21 protein-coding genes are annotated in these 18,400 nt (G+C 59.1%); 15 read left to right on the top strand and 6 right to left on the bottom strand.

The features are described from left to right. Positions 1 to 108 precede the first annotated feature (108 nt). The 4 genes from lptB to AC6I9R_RS01135 are packed head-to-tail and all read right to left on the bottom strand — an operon-like array spanning position 109 to position 2,571. On the bottom strand, positions 109 to 858 hold the full coding sequence (gene lptB / locus AC6I9R_RS01120) for an LPS export ABC transporter ATP-binding protein (RefSeq protein ID WP_461426946.1): 750 nt from the start codon (positions 856 to 858) through the stop codon (positions 109 to 111). Beyond that, positions 858 to 1,340: an LptA/OstA family protein gene (locus AC6I9R_RS01125; RefSeq protein ID WP_461426945.1), complete on the bottom strand. Its 483-nt coding sequence runs from the start codon at positions 1,338 to 1,340 to the stop codon at positions 858 to 860. Before AC6I9R_RS01125 ends, lptB begins: the two co-directional genes overlap by 1 nt. A gap of 10 nt (positions 1,341 to 1,350) precedes the next feature. Further along, positions 1,351 to 1,947, bottom strand: a complete 597-nt coding sequence (locus AC6I9R_RS01130) for a hypothetical protein (RefSeq protein ID WP_461426944.1) — start codon at positions 1,945 to 1,947, stop codon at positions 1,351 to 1,353. Positions 1,948 to 1,959: 12 nt separating this feature from the next. After that, positions 1,960 to 2,571: a ribonuclease D gene (locus tag AC6I9R_RS01135; RefSeq protein WP_461426943.1), complete on the bottom strand. Its 612-nt coding sequence runs from the start codon at positions 2,569 to 2,571 to the stop codon at positions 1,960 to 1,962. Positions 2,572 to 2,968: 397 nt separating this feature from the next. Here AC6I9R_RS01135 and AC6I9R_RS01140 point away from each other — a divergent pair, with 397 nt between their 5' ends. The 10 genes from AC6I9R_RS01140 to AC6I9R_RS01185 all read left to right on the top strand — a co-directional run bounded on the left by AC6I9R_RS01140 (position 2,969) and on the right by AC6I9R_RS01185 (position 12,634). After that, the gene (locus AC6I9R_RS01140) at positions 2,969 to 4,171 is read left to right on the top strand and encodes a tyrosine-type recombinase/integrase (RefSeq protein WP_461426941.1); all 1,203 of its coding nucleotides are present in this window, start codon (positions 2,969 to 2,971) and stop codon (positions 4,169 to 4,171) included. Continuing rightward, positions 4,168 to 4,842, top strand: coding sequence for a hypothetical protein (locus AC6I9R_RS01145; protein ID WP_461426940.1), 675 nt, complete (start codon positions 4,168 to 4,170; stop codon positions 4,840 to 4,842). Before AC6I9R_RS01140 ends, AC6I9R_RS01145 begins: the two co-directional genes overlap by 4 nt. 79 nt (positions 4,843 to 4,921) lie before the next feature. Next, entirely contained in the window at positions 4,922 to 5,176 is a 255-nt protein-coding gene (locus AC6I9R_RS01150; RefSeq protein ID WP_461426939.1) for a helix-turn-helix transcriptional regulator, read from the top strand. A gap of 106 nt (positions 5,177 to 5,282) precedes the next feature. After that, entirely contained in the window at positions 5,283 to 5,633 is a 351-nt protein-coding gene (locus tag AC6I9R_RS01155) for a hypothetical protein (protein WP_497863051.1), read from the top strand. 196 nt (positions 5,634 to 5,829) lie between these two features. After that, entirely contained in the window at positions 5,830 to 6,726 is an 897-nt protein-coding gene (locus AC6I9R_RS01160) for a DUF7146 domain-containing protein (RefSeq protein ID WP_497863052.1), read from the top strand. Continuing rightward, positions 6,723 to 8,249, top strand: coding sequence for a YfjI family protein (locus AC6I9R_RS01165; protein ID WP_461426936.1), 1,527 nt, complete (start codon positions 6,723 to 6,725; stop codon positions 8,247 to 8,249). The genes AC6I9R_RS01160 and AC6I9R_RS01165 overlap by 4 nt, the downstream gene beginning before the upstream one ends. A gap of 164 nt (positions 8,250 to 8,413) precedes the next feature. Then, positions 8,414 to 8,806, top strand: a complete 393-nt coding sequence (locus AC6I9R_RS01170; protein ID WP_461426935.1) for a hypothetical protein — start codon at positions 8,414 to 8,416, stop codon at positions 8,804 to 8,806. Between the two features lie 161 nt (positions 8,807 to 8,967). Continuing rightward, entirely contained in the window at positions 8,968 to 9,750 is a 783-nt protein-coding gene (locus tag AC6I9R_RS01175) for a hypothetical protein (protein ID WP_461426934.1), read from the top strand. Then, a complete protein-coding gene (locus tag AC6I9R_RS01180) occupies positions 9,747 to 11,048 on the top strand; it encodes a hypothetical protein (protein WP_461426932.1) in 1,302 nt (433 codons plus the stop codon). Before AC6I9R_RS01175 ends, AC6I9R_RS01180 begins: the two co-directional genes overlap by 4 nt. After that, on the top strand, positions 11,045 to 12,634 hold the full coding sequence (locus AC6I9R_RS01185) for a hypothetical protein (RefSeq protein ID WP_461426931.1): 1,590 nt from the start codon (positions 11,045 to 11,047) through the stop codon (positions 12,632 to 12,634). The genes AC6I9R_RS01180 and AC6I9R_RS01185 overlap by 4 nt, the downstream gene beginning before the upstream one ends. A 444-nt stretch (positions 12,635 to 13,078) precedes the next feature. On the opposite strand, the gene AC6I9R_RS01190 is transcribed toward AC6I9R_RS01185, so the two are convergent. Beyond that, positions 13,079 to 13,357: a hypothetical protein gene (locus tag AC6I9R_RS01190; protein WP_461426930.1), complete on the bottom strand. Its 279-nt coding sequence runs from the start codon at positions 13,355 to 13,357 to the stop codon at positions 13,079 to 13,081. Continuing rightward, positions 13,354 to 13,599: a helix-turn-helix domain-containing protein gene (locus AC6I9R_RS01195; RefSeq protein ID WP_461426929.1), complete on the bottom strand. Its 246-nt coding sequence runs from the start codon at positions 13,597 to 13,599 to the stop codon at positions 13,354 to 13,356. The genes AC6I9R_RS01190 and AC6I9R_RS01195 overlap by 4 nt, the downstream gene beginning before the upstream one ends. Before the next feature lie 104 nt (positions 13,600 to 13,703). Here AC6I9R_RS01195 and AC6I9R_RS01200 point away from each other — a divergent pair, with 104 nt between their 5' ends. From AC6I9R_RS01200 to AC6I9R_RS01220, 5 genes are all read left to right on the top strand, one after another. Then, positions 13,704 to 14,297, top strand: coding sequence for a hypothetical protein (locus AC6I9R_RS01200; protein WP_461426928.1), 594 nt, complete (start codon positions 13,704 to 13,706; stop codon positions 14,295 to 14,297). Between the two features lie 70 nt (positions 14,298 to 14,367). Beyond that, entirely contained in the window at positions 14,368 to 14,733 is a 366-nt protein-coding gene (locus AC6I9R_RS01205) for a twin-arginine translocation signal domain-containing protein (protein WP_461426927.1), read from the top strand. Further along, positions 14,730 to 15,482, top strand: coding sequence for a hypothetical protein (locus AC6I9R_RS01210; protein ID WP_461426926.1), 753 nt, complete (start codon positions 14,730 to 14,732; stop codon positions 15,480 to 15,482). The genes AC6I9R_RS01205 and AC6I9R_RS01210 overlap by 4 nt, the downstream gene beginning before the upstream one ends. 812 nt (positions 15,483 to 16,294) lie before the next feature. Continuing rightward, entirely contained in the window at positions 16,295 to 16,702 is a 408-nt protein-coding gene (locus AC6I9R_RS01215; protein ID WP_461426924.1) for a type II toxin-antitoxin system HicB family antitoxin, read from the top strand. A gap of 874 nt (positions 16,703 to 17,576) precedes the next feature. Beyond that, positions 17,577 to 18,068, top strand: coding sequence for a hypothetical protein (locus AC6I9R_RS01220; RefSeq protein ID WP_461426923.1), 492 nt, complete (start codon positions 17,577 to 17,579; stop codon positions 18,066 to 18,068). Positions 18,069 to 18,400 lie beyond the last annotated feature (332 nt).

The following is an 18,400-nucleotide window of genomic DNA, read 5'->3' on the forward strand; positions in this document are numbered from 1 at the left end:
ATCTATCGGCTTACCGCGCGAGGCACTATGGGATGAAGCAATCGCAACCATCCCCCCCATAGGACGTGGAATCAGACCGACCTGTCAATGCAAACCGCGCGGCACGGTTCAGGTTATCTTGAACGATTGCCCCAGATAGACGCGGCGCACATTCTCGTCCCGGACGACTTCATCAGCGGTGCCAGACATGATGATCACCCCGTCATGCAGGATGTAGGCGCGGTCCACGATGGCGAGCGTTTCCTGCACATTGTGGTCCGTGATCAACACGCCAATACCGCGCGTTTTCAGCTCGGCCACCAGCGCTCGGATATCGCCCACGGCGATGGGGTCGACGCCCGCAAAGGGCTCATCCAGCAGCACATACCGGGGGTTGGAGGCCAGGCACCGCGCGATTTCCGCGCGCCGCCGCTCCCCGCCCGAAAGCGACAGGGCAGGCGCGCGGCGCAGATGCTCGATGGAGAATTCCGACAGCAGCTCTTCCAGCCGATCCCGGCGCTTCTTGCGCTTGGGCTCCACGATTTCCAGGATCGCCATGATGTTGTCCTCAACCGACAACCCCCGAAAGATTGACATTTCCTGCGGCAGATACCCCACGCCCGCCCGCGCGCGGCGGTACATCGGAAACAGCGTCACGTCTTGGCCGTCGATAGTGACACGGCCCCCATCGGGCGTGATCAGCCCCGCGATGCAATAAAAGCTGGTCGTCTTGCCCGATCCATTCGGCCCCAGCAGCGCAACCACTTCGCCGCGGTTCAGCTCCAGAGTCACGTCGCGGATCACCGGGCGCTTTCGGTAACTCTTGCGCAGTTTGTGAACGCGCAGGCCCGCCGAGCCCTCGGTAACTTCCAGCGCCATTACTCGGTGCCGCCCAGCACCGTGCGCACGCGCCCATCGACGGAGCCGTTTCCGGTACGCATGTTCACCACCATGCTGTCGCCCGCAATCGCCGTTGGACCCTGGGTCACCAGCACATTGCCCGACAGCGTCAAAAGGGCCGAGGCCACATCGTAGCGCGCGCTGCCGCCTTCGGCCGCATCCGCGCCGCGCGTCACCAGCACGCCGCCCGTGGCGATCACCTCGCTCACGTCCTGGTTGCCCTGGGTGCCATAGACGATGCGCACCGCCCCGGCGGCCATGCGCAGATCACCCTGGACGACGATGACATTGCCGGTGAACACGGCCTCGCCAGTGGTTTGGTCAAGGGTCAGGCCATCGGCGGTCACTTCCACCGGCTGGCGGTCATCAAAGCTGACGCCCCCGAAACCGATATTCACCTGCGCCGCAGCGGGCTGGCTGAGAAGAAGGAATAGACCCAAAAGGGCAAGGATACGGTGCATGGCGGGCCCTTTAGCTTTGCGGCTCGTATAGCACCCGAACGGAGCCGTTGAAACGAAGGATTGTTTCCCCGTCCGGACCGGCCATTTCCATCGTATCGGCGGTCACATCCAGACCGGGCCCGGTGACATGGACCCGGGTGGGCGAGCGCATGTTGATTACGTCCAGCGCCATCACCAACACCTGGCTTTCAAAGCGATATCCCATGGAGGAATGCACCACGACATCCTCGGTAAAGGTCGCCATCTGGGCGGCCATGTCGAAGTCGCCGTTTTCCGCCTGTAGGGTCAGGAATTCCGTCGGGTTCAGGTCAATCCGCCCGTCAATGGATTGCGCCTGAATGCGCTCGGTCTGCGCGGCATCGGCAGCAACGGCATCGGCGGTCAGCACAATCTCCTGACCCTCGCCAATGACCCCGGCAAAACGCGGCTCGGTCACGCGCTGTTCGCGGGTGACCTGGTCAATATCAACCTCCGCATAGGGCAGCGCGGCGTCGGGATCCGGCGCGCCGGACAGCAGAAACAGCGACGACAACAGGCCAATTCCAACGACGGGCAGGGTGATTTTCACCCAGACCACAGCTTTGGAATAAAGGTTGTCGCGTGCCACGTGGCGCTCCGCTCAATGGCTGAAGATATCGATCTCGGGCCAACCGGCCAGGTCGAGTTTCGCACGCATCGGCAGGAAATCAAAACACGCCTGCGCCATCTCGGCCCGGCCTTCGCGGGCTAGCATCATGTCCAGCTTGTCCTTGACCGCGTGCAGGTACAGCACATCCGACGCCGCATATTCGATCTGCGCCGGGGTCAGCGTGTCAGCCCCCCAGTCCGAGCTTTGTTGCTGCTTCGAGATATCGGTGCCCAGCAGTTCCTGCAGAAGGTTCTTCAAGCCGTGGCGGTCGGTGTAGGTCCGCACCAGTTTCGACGCGATCTTGGTACAATAAACAGGCGCGGTCAGCGCGCCAAAGGCGTGGTACATCGCGGCGATGTCGAAGCGGCCAAAGTGGAACAATTTCAGGGTGTTGGGATCTTCCAACAACGCGCAGAGGTTCGGTGCCTCGGTCTGCCCCTTGGCGATCTGCACCAGATGCGCATTCCCGTCCCCGTCCGACAGCTGGATCACGCAAAGCCTGTCGCGGTTCGGATGCAGACCCATGGTCTCGCAGTCAATCGCGACGATGGGGCCAAGGCTCAGGCCGTCGGGCAGGTCATTTTGGTATAGGGTATTGGTCACGGCGCTCGCCTCACTGTCGGATAGGCCCGTGCTTTACCGAAATCAGGCCCCGCGGGGAAGGGAGGAAGCGCGACGCCGTTTCCAAAGCTTAACCAAAGGTTAACGAAATTGCGATTATCGTGTGTTTCTAGGGGTTTAATATGGGTGCTCAAGCTTGAGCATCCCTGCACAACTACCGATCTTCGCCTTACGGCCTCAAGCAGCCCAAAGGGCGGTAGGCCAAGAAAAAGTGGTGCCCAGGAGAGGCCTTTAAACGCGGTGTCTATCGGTATCATCCAGCCTCAAGGCCTAACCTCTCGCTTCCTTTTCCCTTTTTTTATTGGCGCAAACAGTATCATTCCCTTTCATGTCGCCTCAAACCGTACTAGGAAGGCGAGGGGGATACTGAGGGGGATACATGGCCCACGTTCTGAATCGATTGAAGGCCACGCAGGTCGCGGCGCTTCCAAAGGGCAAGTATGCCGATGGCGCTGGTCTGTGGCTTTACAAGTCAACAGATCAGAACGGTCAATGGGTTTTTCGCTACACGCTCTACACCCGTCGCCACGAAATGGGCCTAGGTTCCGCCAGCACTGTCACTCTAAAAGCCGTTCGCGCGATAGCCGCCGGGCTGCGGGAAAAGGTTGCACAGGGCATTGACCCAATCAAAGCCCGCCGGGATGCCGAGCAAGCCGCCCTGCGGAACATGCACACGCTTCACGACGTGACCTTAGACGCCTTCGAAAGCCGAAAGGCTGACCTGAGGGGCGACGGCAAGGCCGGGCGCTGGTTAAGCCCCTTGGAATTGCATGTGCTTCCAAAGCTGGGCAAGACGCCCATTGCCGAGATTGACCAACGCGACATACGCGACACCTTGGCCCCCATCTGGCACGCAAAGGCCGACACCGCCCGCAAGGCGATTGGCCGCCTCGGAATTGTGTTCAAACATGCGGCTGCGCTGGGCCTAGACGTTGACCTGCAAGCGACCGAGAAGGCAAAGGCGTTGCTTGGAAGATCCCGCCACGTCGCCAAACACATTCCATCTATGGACTGGCGCGAGGTGCCCGCGTTCTTCGCCCAGCTATCGGACGGATCAACTACGCACCTCGCCTTGCGCCTGTTGATCCTGACAGGACTGCGCAGCAAGCCGATCCGCTTTGCTCGCATCGATGAAATCGAAGGAAGCATTTGGACAGTCCCCGGCGAAAACATGAAGGCCCGCAAACACCAAGCCGTGGATTTTCGGGTGCCTCTGTCAGCCTTGGCACTTGAGACGATTGAGTCCGCAAAGCTGCTGGCACGTGACGGTTACCTTTTCCCAGGCGTCAACAAAGGCGTGATATCGGACGCCACGATGTCCAGCCTGATGACACGAATGGAAATAGAGGCGCGTCCCCATGGCTTCCGGTCCAGCTTTCGCGAATGGGCCGACCGGGCCGGGGGTGTCTCATTCGAGACGGCAGAAATGGCGATTGCCCACAAGGCGCGCACCACGACACAAAAGGCCTACTTGCGTGATGATCAGCTGGAGCAACGCGCGGCACTAATGGAGCGCTGGGCCGATCATGTTGGTGGCGGCACAGGGAAGCTAGTGCAACTGCAATCGGGGGTAAGTGCGTGAATTGGGATACTGGAAAAGAGAACCTTGCAGGCGTACTGAGGCGTAGCTTTCCTAACGCTAATCTTGAGGAAATCGATGGATGGGCGCAGCGGATAGAGAGCAACGCCTCAATCGGCAGTGTCGTGGAAGATTTTTCTCGAAGAAACCGCGCGCCTGAAAAGGATGCCGAGAGTCTGCGCGCGGCGATATCAGGGCTTGAACGTGCGGAAAAGAACCTGAAATTAGTCGGACTGATTGGTGACGGGGTGCTATCAAAAGCTCTCCAAAAGTCTGAAGTGGCGGGGATTGGGCACCGTGGTCGCTATAGCGCGGATGGCTTGGCGCAGCATTTCACGGAGATTAGATGCGCGATGGAATTGGCGAGAGACACGATACTTGCCTTGCCACCCGGATCAGATGCTTTTGGTCTAACGTTTGGGCCCCGATTTTCCGAACCAACAGGACGAAGGTCCGAGAAATCCAAAGCAAGGGGCGTCGCGCGTGAATGCGGGGATGCCTATCGCGCACTGACCGGGCACTGGCCGAAACTGCCAACTACCAATACCATAGACAACAAAGCGTCGAGCCCCTTTATGACCTTGCTTGCAGGCGTATTCGATGCATTAGGCATTGATGCAAGCGCCGAAGCCTTCAACAGGGAGGTTGCAAAGGAAAGAAGTGAGCAAGAGTAGCTGGCACTCTCCTTTTTATCACTTAGTATCATGTGCCTACTTTCGGCCTCACTGACTAACAACGCAGTGAGGCGACGAAATGGAACACCTTGGAACTCAAGATGCGGCAGCGGTCGAGCACTACTCGACCGACGCGGCCATTCAGAACACCGATCCGCTTTTGTCCGCCCGTGACGGCGCTAAGTATTTTGCTTTTTCCCTGCCTACGCTTTGGCGGCGTGTGGCGGACGGCACTATCCCGCAACCCATGAAAATCGGCGGCATGTCGCGCTGGCGCAAGTCGGACTTTGACGCCGTAATTGCCAAGGCCAATGCCGACCGCGAGGCCGCATAAGAAAACCCCAACCCATGAGGCATCACGGGAAGGGGCATATGATCTTGGCTAACACCACCGATCATAGCTCAAGAAGTGATGGCCTTCAACTTTGAAAGCCTTCCAAATGAAAACTTCCGATGGCATCCCGCCACGCAACGCCCGCCGCATTTATCGGTGGGCAGACCTTCCGAGCGCAAGCAAGCCCGCCCAATATCGGGTGACGGATCCAGGTCAAGAGCCGCGCGTTATCACCGTGTCACGGCGCAAACGCCAAGTGCTTGAGGGCCTGATGCAAGCCCCGATTTTTGCCGCAAGCTATTGCCGCCTCTCGGATAACGTGTTGCCGCTGCGTCGCGATCACGGCGTCGATATCGCTTGCACAATCTACAATAACGACGCCGACACAGGCCGCGACCGCTATGGCATTTACACCCTCGTTTCGAAAGTTGAGCGCATCGATGGGGGGGCACTGTAATGACCGCAACGGCAGCCCCAATCCACATTGTCACTCCCATCGCTGGCACCGTTCGTTGGTCCCCTTCCGGCCGGAAAATGGGCGTCTGGGGTGAGGATTTTCCCGTGCGACCGCTGGTCCTGCTAAGCACTGGTGAAGTGCGTAACCTCTCGCCCACTGAATCGCGTTCTTTCCTGCATTCAGGAAAGGCCGCACAATGACATTTGCACCTCAAAACCCGCGTCAATCGGTTGATCCGCGCCAGCTTACACGGGACTTGGGCGGCACGTGGGCACAGGCCTACGGAACCGCGCCTTGCCCGATTTGTCAGGACCACCGAAAGGATCAAAACGCCCTTACGATCCGCGTGGAAGGCGACCGCCTGCTGATGCACTGCAAAAAGTCGAATTGCAGCTTCACGGATCTCCTAAGGGCAGCAGGCATTGCACCCGGCGGGTTTGAAATTGACCCGCCGGCGCAGCGCGAAGCCGACAAGGCGAGGGTCGAATATGAGGCCCAGCAACTCGCCAAGGCCCGCAGAGCGTGGGACTTCGGCAAGCCGATCACGGACACCAAAGGCGAGGCTTACCTTAAGGGGCGGGGCATTACGTGCCCCTTGCCCGATACCCTGCGTTGGCTAGCGGATTGCTATCACGGCCCGTCTGGGCGCTTTCATTCCGCCATGGTCGCTGATGTCCAATCAACAGGGGGGGTGCATCGCACGTTCTTCACGAAGCAAGGCGACCGATTGGCCAAGAATGCCAAGATGATGTTGGGGCCGTGCGCTGGTGGCGCGGTGCGCCTCTCTGAGGCCATGGGGCCGCTTGTGGTGTGCGAGGGCATCGAAACGGGCCTAAGCCTTCTCTCAGGCCTTCTGGACGGCCCTGCGAGCGTCTGGGCCGCGCTTTCCACGTCTGGCATCCGTTCGTTGGCCCTGCCACCGCGCCCGCCTTCCGGCGCGCTGGTGATCGCAACTGATGGAGACACCCCAGGGCGCGAGGCCGGGGCCGCATTGGCCGACCGCGCACATGCCTTGGGCTGGTCCGTCTCGATTATGTCTGCCCCGGATGGGCAGGACTTCAACGACGTACTCTTGAAAGGGGCCGCGCAATGACTGCAATTCAGCCCAACGCATACACCCCCGAGGGTCCGCAGCCGCTTCTCAGGGAGGTGGCGCAAGGGGCATGTTACCCGATTGAAGCCCTTGGCCCCCTCAGGGAGGCCGCAGAGGCCGCACAGGCGACTACACAGGCCCCCATGGCCCTCGCAGCACAGTCTGCACTGTCCGTAGCCTCTCTTGCGGTGCAGGCGCACGGCGATGTCGAAACCTTGGGCGGCTTCGCCCCGGTTAGCCTCTACTGCCTCACAATCGCCCGATCCGGCGAGCGCAAGAGCGCAACCGACAAGCTGTTGATGGCAGGCCTGCGAGAGTTTGAGCGGGAAGCGTCTACGGCCTATCAACAGGACGTGACCGCTTGGGAAAACGCCGCAGAAATCTACAAATCCGACCGGGCGCAGGTCATGGCGGGTTTCAAGAAGGCAAAAGGGACCGAGCGCGCGGCAACCCAAGCCGACCTAGAGGCGTTGGGGGGTGAGCCATCCGCGCCGCTTCTGCCGAACTTGACCGCGACAGAGCCGACCCTTGAGGGGCTGCATAAGCTATTCATGGCAGGGCAGCCCGCGCTTGGCCTGTTTTCGGACGAGGGCGGCGGCTTTTTGGGTGGTCACGGAATGTCTCAAGATCACCGATTGAAGACCGTGGCGGGCTTGTCCGCGCTCTGGGGCGGGGATCCTTTGACACGGGTGCGAGCTGGTGACGGAACGTCTTCGCTGTTTGGTCGCAGACTGGCGGCGCACTTGATGGTGCAACCCGTCGCCGCCCGCCCGCTCTTAGCCGATCCGGTTGCCAGCGGGCAGGGCTTCCTTGCCCGCTTCCTGATAGCAGAGCCGCAAAGCGCAATTGGCCTGCGCTTAGCCCCTGAGGCCCCCACGGGGGCTGCGACGCAGCTTGCAGCGTTTAGCGCCCGCCTGCGCGCTATTCTGGACGCACAGAAGCCCCTTGCTGGCGATACCCTGCAACAGCTTGAGCCGCCGCACCTCGCCCTGTCCCAAGATGCCCGCACGGTGCTTTGGGAATACTATGTTGAAACCGAGACCGCGCAACAAATGGGGGGCGGTTTGGAAGGGTTGACCGCCTACGCATCCAAGACGGCAGAGCAAGCCGCACGTATTGCCGGGGTGCTGACCCTTTGGGAAAGTCTTAGCGCCCGTGAAATCCAAGTTGGGATGATGAAGAAGGGCGTGAAGCTGGCCCGGTTCTATCTTGGGGAGGCGAAGCGCTTGGCAGAGGCGGCAGAGATCAGCGCAGAAACTGAAAAGGCCGAGCGCTTGCGCCTTTGGCTTCTGCAAAGCTGGCCGGGCATTGCGGTCGATCACGGGCGTGATCCGCAGACCATCCTGCCGCGCGATATCATCCGTTTCGGTCCAGGATCGATGCGGGAAGGTAAAGCAGTAACTGCGTTGACTGGAATGCTGGTCAAATTCGGATGGTTAGCGCCGTTAGAACATGGCGCTGTAATTGACGGCGCTGCCCGCAGGGTGGCCTTCCAAATCATTGGGCGCGGGATTGGCCAATGAAGAGGCAAGAGGCTGCGACATCTGCGACATTGCGACACGGCGGATAGAAGCCGCCCTTTTTGCGACCAGTACGCGCGCGCGCGCGTATTGGCCAACTAGTTCATGGCGGGAAGCCGCCCAAGACGACTTCAATTGACGGAATCACGCAACCGAAGGGCTACGATATGGACATCACATTCAAGGATCTTTTGACGGGTCGGACGGAACTATATGCAGATCCTAACGCCAGCCCCTTGCCGGATGCTTTGCGCCAGTCTGATAGCGCCGCGTTTGAGCGCCACCCAGATTGCACCGTGTTTATCAGGGACAGCCCGCCCGGCGAAGTGCCGCTATTCGATGCACTGAGGGCGAGCAAAGTTGAGAACGTGCGGTTTCTGATGGCCGTGTATCGAGGCGAAGGCGAAGGGAGCCGCACCCTCAATCCGATCCTAGAGGCGGGAATTTTTAGACTGGCCTTTGCTCTTGTCCCGGCCCTGCAAAATGACGCGCCTCATTTGGTGGACTTGGAAGTGTCGAAGCTTCTGAAGAGTGAAGAGCTTAAACACCTGCTAAACTAACTCGCGAATTTCGCCCTCAACTCTAGAAACAAATGCGGTAATATGGTACCCCAAAAGCAGATCATTTGTGCGCCAGATGGGTGCAAGCGCATCAACGCCATAGCCCGCCCAAGTTGGGAGCAATTCATGCCCATAGAAGAGACCGACGCTGTTCTAGGGGGTTGGCTGTAGTGTCCGGGCAATCCTCAACTACAACGGTGCAGAACAATTCGCCGTATGCTCCGGCGCAGGGCCCAATTGACCAAGGCCTTGCGGACGCGCAAAACCTCTACAATCGAGGCGGCTTCAATATCACGCCATATCAAGGCGATATGGTCGCGGATGCTGATCCCTTCCAGCTTCAAGCCTACGGGATGGCCCCGGGTGTTGTGAACTCGGCTATGGGTGGGGCGCAGGCCGCTCAAGCAGGTCTTATGCGGGCCCTGGACCCCAATCTTCGGAGCGGCGCGTTTGAGCAGGTCAGGCAAAACGTAATCGACACGGTGATGCCGCAGGTGAATTCCGCCTTCGCGGGGTCTGGAATGACCGGATCAACCCTCCACGCGCAAAACCTTACCCATGGCCTGACGTCGGGCATCGCAAACGTCGAAAATCAGGCCTTCCAACAGGGGGAAAACCGCGCGTTGCAAGCCGCTGGGATGATGGGGCAAGCTAACGCCCAGATGCTGCAACCCTTGGACTACCTTCGAGCCCTGGGTGGGGAGCGACAGCAGCAGGCTCAGGCGGAGATCCAGGCCGACGTTATTCGCGATCAGCAAATGCAGGCCGGGGACCTTCAGGCCCTTCAAGACTATCTGGCGTTGGCGTCGGGTGCGGGTAGTGCGTTCGGCACGCAATCTGGGACATCCACGGCACGTCAACGGCCCGGCGTGTTCAATATGCTTGGCTTCGGACTTCAGGCAGCACCGCTTGTTGGCGGTCTATTCGGGAAGGGTACAAAATGACCTTGTTTAACAGAGGCCCTGACAGCTTTCTGGGCCGCATCGAAGAGTGGATGACACCGGAACGCGGGATTGCCTTGCAGGGCCTCGGCATGGGCCTGTCTCAGCTTGGCAGTGGCCAGCCTGTTGACCTGTCTCAATCCCATCAGGCTCTTATGCAGAGGCAGCAAAGCGCCGAGCAGCGGCGTTTGCTAGATGAAAGCGGGATTCCTACTCGCTTCACCCCAGATCAACAGGCCATTCTGGCGATGATGCCCCCAGAGGCTGCCATGCGCGTCATTGCGCAAGAGGCATTCCGTCCGCCAGCAGCACCCGTGCGCGGCGTGGAAATTGGTGGGCGCTTGGTGAACCCCGCTACCGGGCAGGTCATGGCCGATTTCAGCGAGCCGGAAGAGCGCCGGATTATTGAGGGTGCAGACGGCTACCAGTATTTCCTAGACAATGGCGAACGCGTGTTGCCTGACGTGGTAGCGGGCGGCGCGGACGTCCCGTCGTCGGTTCGAGAATACGAGTATTATCAACAGCAAGAGGTCACGGCAGGACGTGAGCCAATGTCGTTTGGGGACTGGCAAGTGTCTGAAGAGGCCGTATTGGCAGGGCCGCAGGGGCAGGCATACACGCAACCGATCACACCGGGGCAAGAGGCGGTAGATGAAGAGTTCGCCAGCGAATACGTGGCTTGGAACCAAGGCGGCGGTGCGGATGCGATGTCTCAGCTTTCCCAAATAGAAGCCGTGGTAGGTCAGTTGGAAAGTGGCGGCCAAAACCTAACCGGCCCGTTGGTGGGGAGTATGCCCGATGCAATTGGGTCAGTGATCAATCCGCAAGCTGTAGATGCCCGCGAACAGGTGGAGGAAGTGGTGCAGCGGAACCTGCGCTTAATCCTTGGCGCGCAATTCACCGCACAAGAGGGCGAACGGCTCATTGCCAGGGCCTACAACCCGCGCCTGAGTGAAGAGCAAAACGCCGCGCGCCTTCGCAGACTTGTCTTGGCTATGGAGTCCGCTGCGGAATCTCGGGCCGCCCAGATGCGTTACTTTGAACAGCACGGCACTTTGGTGGGCTTTCAGGGGACCGTGCCGTCACTTAACGATTTCGCGCGTGCAGTTGAGGGTGATGGCCCATTGGCCGCACCATCGGATCGACCCGCCCCGCCTTCTCCGACGAGACAAGCCATCACTGTTGAGCAACTGCAACAAATGTCACCCGCAGAAGTCTCAAGTTACCTTGAAGGCATCCCCTTGGATGAGATCCCCGACGATATCCTTGCGGCGATCATCGCTGCGGAAAGGTCCAGATGACGACCCTAGCAGACCTAATCGCGGAGCAAGACCGTCGCGCACAAACGCCCGCGACGCAAACCTATGCGGAACCGCAGGTTGGAGTGGCGCAACAGCCAATCGGCCAATTGTCGCCCGGCGCTTCCGCCGCGCTTGGTAGTGATCCGGCGCGACACGGCACCATGAGGCACGAACTACTTGCCGAGGCCCAGCGCCGTGGCCTTGCCATGCCAGATTCAGCCGTTGGCACGCTAGGCGGCGTGTCTGCGGCGGCTACGGACGGCGCATTGATGGGCTTTGGTGACGAGTACCTTGCCGCGCTTTCGAGCGTTCTAGGTGTCCAGCCAGACGGTCAAGGCGGCGCAGACTGGTTTGATTACAGAAGCCCGATAGCCGAACGTTATGAAACTGCGCTGGATCAGATCAGGCAAGAGCAAGCGCAGTTTTCGGAAGGCCGACCGGGGCTGGGCTTATTGAGTGAGATGGGCGGCGCGTTCCTGATCCCCGGCATTGGCGCGCGGAATGCCATGGCATCGGCTTCAGCCCGTGGCAGGGTCGGCCAAGGTGGCATAATGGGCGGGGCGGCTGCCTTCACATATGCCTTTGGAGAGGGTGAAGATGGCTTGCAGAACCGCCTGCATTCGGGGGCACAGGCCGCCCCTGTAGGCTTGTTGGCTGGCGGTATTATAGCAAGCGCAGGCGAGGGCTTCAGCCGCGTTGTCCAGCGTCTTAGGGGGCAGCCGGATGAAGCGGCCACAGCCCCCACCGTGGCCGAGCTGAGAGAAACCGCAAACCGACTTTATGCCGACGCGCACGAGATTGGCGGCGTGATTCCAGCGCAACAGATTGGTCAGATGGCCACCAGAATGCGCGAGGTGATGCGCACAGAAGGATTTGACGCAGACTTGCACCCGCGCGTTGCTGCCGCCCTAGAGCGAGTGACGCGACAAGCAGGTGATACGCCATTCTCGGAAATGGAGATACTGCGCCGCGTGATTGGTGCAGCGGGCAATAGCCTAGAGCCGGATGAGCGGCGATTGGCGGCCCAGCTTGTGGATCTTCTCGATGACGAAATCGACGGATTGCCGGTATCTGGCGCCATTCGAGAGGCCCGCGACGCCTGGGGTCGCGTTCGTAGAATGGAGGCGGTAGAGGGTGCTATTGAGCGGGCCAGCCTAACCGATAACTTCACCCAAGGCCTTAGGGCGCAGTTTCGGCAAATGTTGCGAAACCCCCGCCGCCTGCGTGGGTATTCAGAGGCCGAGATTGACGCGATCCGTCGCGTCGCAAATGGGACTGCGCCTGAAAACGGCTTGCGTCAGCTTTCACGCATCATGTCACCCGCAAGCATTTCAGGGTCCGTTCTGACTGGTGGTGCGTTTGTGGGCGGCGCTGGCCCGGCGTCTCTGGCGATTCCGGCCACTGGGCTGCTTTCAGGTCGCATGGCGGGCGACATGACCCGACGCAGCGTTGATGCAGTGCGCGGCGCGGTGGGCCGGACGCCTGCCCAGCAAGGGCTTTTTGATCGTCTGATGCGTATGCCCACACCAGCCTTGCAGCCAAGCGTAGGAATAGCCCCGGCGATTGACGCACTGCTACGCAATTGAGGCCAGGCCGACTAGGCGGGGTGCCTAGCATTGATCGCTCGAATTTCGCGGTTACACCTTTGGAAGTAGGCCGCAAGCATGGTGATCACAATGGCGCAGGCCGCGACGGCCCCAAGCGAAGGTGCGCCCAAGGTCGTGGCAAAAAGGCCCATGGCGAATACCGCCGCCCAACCCGCTGTAACCTTTTTCGATTTGATAGCTGCGATACTGGTTAAGGCCAACGCCCGTTCTGGATTGCGGGCGAGCGCTTCCGCGCGGAGCCCGCTAACTTTTATCGTTGTGCGTCTGTCCATATCGTCAATATCGTTATGAATTACCGAATCCGCAAGGGCATCTGCGGGCTGCTATGCGCGAGAACAAAAGGCGCAAAGGCTTGCGGTGTACCGTGAGACCGAAGACGACGACGGGAAAAAAATAAAGCGCATCAACGCCATAGCCGATAAACTACGCAAGCCCGCCATGGACGGCGATATGTCCGCGATTAGGGCGGTTCGCGTCACGGATGATTGCACACGCCAATCGAAAGGCCCCGACGTCTTCTGTTGTCATGCCGCGCCCGGTCGGCGCGTTCTGCCCGAGACGCAGGAAATCCCCCCATGCCTCAACGGCATTGTGAGGCGCAGAACCTTCGCACAGTCGCAGGTAGGCCGCGCGACATGGGGTGGATGCCAGTACGTCGATTTCCGTCGCGTAGAGCGTTTCAATGTCGCCTTGAAAGGTCATTCCTTACCACTGGCGATTGCCACGCCTTGGCCGTTTGCAGTTTCGCCACCCTGTAAAAACTGAATCCCGTCGCGCTCCAAAGCTTCACGGATTGCGATCACGGTTGCGTGCCGCCCGCCCACGGGGCCTTGCGTCGCGTCCATTCGCTGCACTGTCGGATAGCTGACACCAGCCGCCTGCGCGAGGTCGGAAGCCGTCCAGCCAAGTAGGGCGCGAGCGGCGCGGATTTGTTCACCAGTCAAGTTCATGTCCTTTGATAGAAAAAATTAAGAAATAGATAGATTACCTATTGATAGAGTGCCTATCTTGATCTATACATAATCTATCAAAACCGAAAGGACAACCAGTGACCACCGCACCCTTCGCAATCAACCGCCGCGCCCTCATGTTGGACGCTTGGACCAATACCCACCGCATGATGACGACACTTGGCTACGCGCGCCACCAGATGCGCGAGGTCTTTGCTGTGGAATTGCGCAAGGCATGGGCCGCCGCCAAAGCAGCAACCGCCGCGCTCAAGGCGATGGCGGTTCAATCGACCGCAGACTTGCTGGCGCAGATCACAGCCCTCCAGAACAAGGACACAATGGGACACGACGGGATTGCACGTCTGGCCCAGCTTGAAAGCGCACTGGACACCGCAAAGAAGCGCGAAGCCGAAAAGCGTAAGCTGATCGCGGCAGGGGCTGGACGGATCTGCACCGTGACCTTCACGAAAAAAGACGGCACCGCCCGCACGATGAAAGTGCAGCCCGCCGCGATGGCCAAACGCGTCAAAGGGGACGGTGCGACCGACGCGGGCAAGTGTGCTGCGCTCACTCGCAAGGCGACGCACCCCAACCTTATGCCCGTTTGGGACGTTGAGGCCCGGGCCGCCCGCTCAATCAACCTCGCGACCATTACGCGCATCGCGGCGATGGGCCAAATCCACCGCTTCTAAGCCAATCCACAACGGCGCGGGGTGCAGTGATGCCCCGCCGCCCCTCTCTAGCCCCAGAAAGGTAAATGCCATGCAGGCGATAACTGGCCCCACCCGCCGACACGCGATTGCAGCAATTGGCGCAGCAACCGCAACGGTCGGGATTTCTACAGCCCATCCCGGCGATGCCCCAGCCTCAACACCCATCCAAGGCCTGTTTCGGCAATGGCAGGCGGCCAATGCGCGCGCCAACGGTGCCGACGATTCCGACTTCGATGCAGCATTGGACACCGTGAATGAACTTGAGCGCCGGATAGCAGACACGCCCTCGCAAACGGTTGCTGACCTTGCAGCCAAAGTTGTGGCGATATCGGGTGATGGTGGGTTTGACCTCAGCGAGAACGCAGGGCCAAACAATCCCAAGCTTTGGGCCGAAATTCGGGGGGTGCTGGCATGATTGGCCGAGTGAACAATATGCCGAAATCACATGCCGCCCTCTCGCGCCGAACGCTCTTGTCTGGCCTTGCCGTTTCTGCCGCCGCCTCAATTGGTGTTGGATCCGCTTCCGCCGCTGGGCAGCCCCAGGAAAGCCAAAAGTTACTCAGCCTATCGGACCAACTAGAGCCGATTTCTGCCGAGCATGATGCAGCGAAGTCTGATTATGACAGAATGATCAGCGCCGCACGGCGGGTTTGGCCGCGCGCCCCCGACGATGCCAAGTTTTTCGGGGCTGGAAGCGAGCCGGAAGTTTTCATCGATGGGTCCAGCTACGCAGGCGCACCAGGGGTTCTGACCGACGCAGCAATGGACTTGCACGCAGAAGGGCAAATGAGAGAGATCAACCGCCTTATTGCAGGTGGCGGCCCACGCCAAGCAATGCGCGCCGAGCGAATGACCAAACTCTTGACCGATTTTGAGAAGCGCCGCGATCCGGCACGGATCTATTGGGCAGAGGTTGCGCGCATTAGACGTGAATTGGATTTCGAGCGCCTTAAGAAGCGTTATCGATCCGCAGAGGTTGCCCTGCGCCAACACGTGCATTCGATTATGACGACGCGAGAGGAAACCTTGATGGGCGTCGTGATCAAGGCGCAGGCATTGGAATCGTGGTCCAGGGCCTGTCCCTTTAGGAAGGGCTTCAACGAATTTGCGTCAGACTGGTCAGATGAAATTGCCGGGGCGATAACCCGGCAGGCAAGCCAATGAGTTGCGGTGTCTGCAATCCAAAAGCGTTCCGCACTGGCACGGGCGGGCGCGTCTACGGGTACCAGACCATAAACTCGGAAACCGCTGGCCTATGTGGCGGCGCGGCTCCTGACCTGCATTTTCTTGGTGCCGAGTATGTCTTGACCGATTGGCGGCGCGGGCCAGTGGCAGGCCGTCCAGGTTATCGGCTACTCTGCAACGGCTTGATCCTTCGCCAAGGCGACAGGCTAATTGTGGACAGCGCCAAGAGTTTCGGCGGGCGGAACGTGTGGCGCAAAATCAATATGGAGAGGATAAGGGCCATGGGCGTTGATCTGAACGTCCTAACGCCAGAGGGCAGGGGAATGCGCTATGCTTGACCCCGACCATGCGGCTCACATTCAAGGAGAAGTTGACCACTAGCCCGCCACGCCAACGGTCGGCGACCTGGCAAGGGATGCGATTTATCTCGTTCCGGGTTCCTTAGCCCGAAGAAACCTTGCTCAAATCCACGCACCGATGCAAGAGTTGCCGACGGAGGCGGTCTACGGCAAGCATGCGTAACGAGGTCGATTTGTGGCAAAGAAACTGACGCTTCTAGAGCGCATGAGGCGCAATCCGCGCGACGACTGGACTATTGCAGATGTCCAAAAACTATGCGCACAACATGACGTGGACATTCGGAAACCGACCGGAAGTTCCCACTACGTTGCCGCCAGCCCATATCTGCGTGATGTCCAAACCGTGCCATTTAAACGACCAATTAAGGCTTTATATATAAAGCAGTTGGTTAGTTACGTCGATGCCCACAGTATGAAAGGGGAGGAAGATCCATGAACGATTACGCCATCGTTATATCTGCCGTCTCCGAGGAAGATGGAGGCGGTTTCATAGCCTTTTATCCGGACTTGCCTGGTTGCATGTCTGACGGGGAGACCCGCGAAGAAGCACTGAAAAATGGTAAGGATGCCTTTGGTGCTTGGATGAACGTACAGCGCGAACGTGGAGCGGAAATTCCTGCACCTGGGGATGCATACAAGCAGCATGAAGGCAAAATGGACGCCCTTTTCAAGGCGCTCAAATCTGTCATCGATTATGTGGACCACGCTGAGGACCGGATTACTTCGTTGGAAGATGAGTTAGAATCCTTGATCAAAGCGATGCGCGAAGATTGGCGCTCGTCTGGTGCGCTTGCCTCTCATGCAAACCTCAAGGCTCGGCAAGTTATCGCGAAGCATTGAATGCGGGCTCCGCGCCTCGCCACCTAATCTGCAATTTTCGTGGCCATGGGTTCCAGCACCCATTGGGCGAGGTGCCTTGCGCCGACCGCAATATTGGCCTGGTCGTCGCCAGTTTGCTCTATCCGGGTGGCAAACGCCGACGCGGAATCCTTGCTAAAGGTTGTCAGTCCAACATGGTCTGGTTTCTGACGTCCACGGACATCACGCCTGAAATCCAGTATTGTGAGAAGCCTATTTTCGGGGCACCACTCTAGGCCATGGCATTTCACTTCACACCTCGCCTAATGAAGGCAGCCGCCGCAGCGCACTATCTTGGGATCTCGACATCAAAGCTTCGGACGCTAGAGCTGCCTAGAAAAATCCTCGGGGGCAACAAGCTATATGATGTCCGTGATCTGGATGTGCTCGCCGACAGGTTAGCTACCGAGAACGCTACGGGGCGACAGACTTGCGCTGATACGCCTTCCGAACCAGTCAATCCACCAACTTGGCCATCGCACGGATGGTGAATGCTCCGTTTTGTTTGCTTGGTCATCAGCGAAAGAAGATGTTGCAGCCGTGTGGCCAAATTGGCCATTCGGGCAGGATTTGTTTTCGCCTCTTGCCGCCCCAGGGTGCAAAACCTCATACGCTGCCTTTCGCTTGGCCGTGAACATCGCTCGATCCTTGGGGGCGGGGTTCTCATCTCAGAGCGATATGCCACGTTTGCCTATGCCCCGAGGCTACTGCACCAGCGTGGGGCCGTGGTGGGCGTGAAGGATAGCATGGGGCGGTATGAGTGGCGGTTGGCGTCTTGAAAACAAGACAATAAAGAGTACCATTCCGATATAGCTTAAGCTAGGCCCACGAAGCATTCAGTCGATGGAAGTTTCAAATGGACCTGATACTCGAGGACGTAGAACGCGCGCTTGATGCCAAGCTGTTCTATGTTGCCCTATCGGTAGCGCTTAGCCTACCGGGAGTTTGCGCCGCCTTGGAGCAAGTAGACGGTAGCACAAGCGGTCAAGACAAGCGACTATATATGGATTGGTATGACCGTTATCTGGCGGCAGGCTATCCCTATCTAACCGCGCTCGACTGCTACAGCCTTCGGTGCGGGGTTATTCATCAAGGCAGATTTGGTCACGGCAAAATGCAGTATGCCCGAGTGGTGTTTACGATTGGCGACACACTGCACAAGAACATCCTAAACGACGCCCTCAATTTGGATATCTCATTATTTTGTCGTGATGTTGTGGCTGCGGTAAGACAGTGGGAGATTGATAAGTCACTTAACTTAACAGTTCGCCGTAACCTGCCCTTATTGGTCAAGTATCGCCCAGAGGGGATGGCGCCATACGTCAAGGGGGCCCCTGTGATTTCGTAGGTCGTCACAAAGGGTCCCAACCGCACTTACGCCGCACGCTGCCAATACCCCTTCGCAGATCCATAGCAGACACTTCTGAGGTGATAGAGGGTGACACTCAGTCACCCGAAATTTGATCATTGCTTGGTGCCCATGTCGCAATGTCGCAAGTGTCGCAGGGCACCGCCTTGGCCCGAGGGTAAGCAATACGCGCGCGCGAGGCGTCGCTAAATCTCATTTGCGCACGCAATGCTTTGTCCGGCCCAAAAAGGAACACCCCCAAGCAGGCCATGGAAGCCCATGTGGGGGGATAATGAGGGGGATAGACATAGGGATAAAATGCAAAAACACTT

The organism is Gymnodinialimonas sp. (assembly GCF_059726805.1).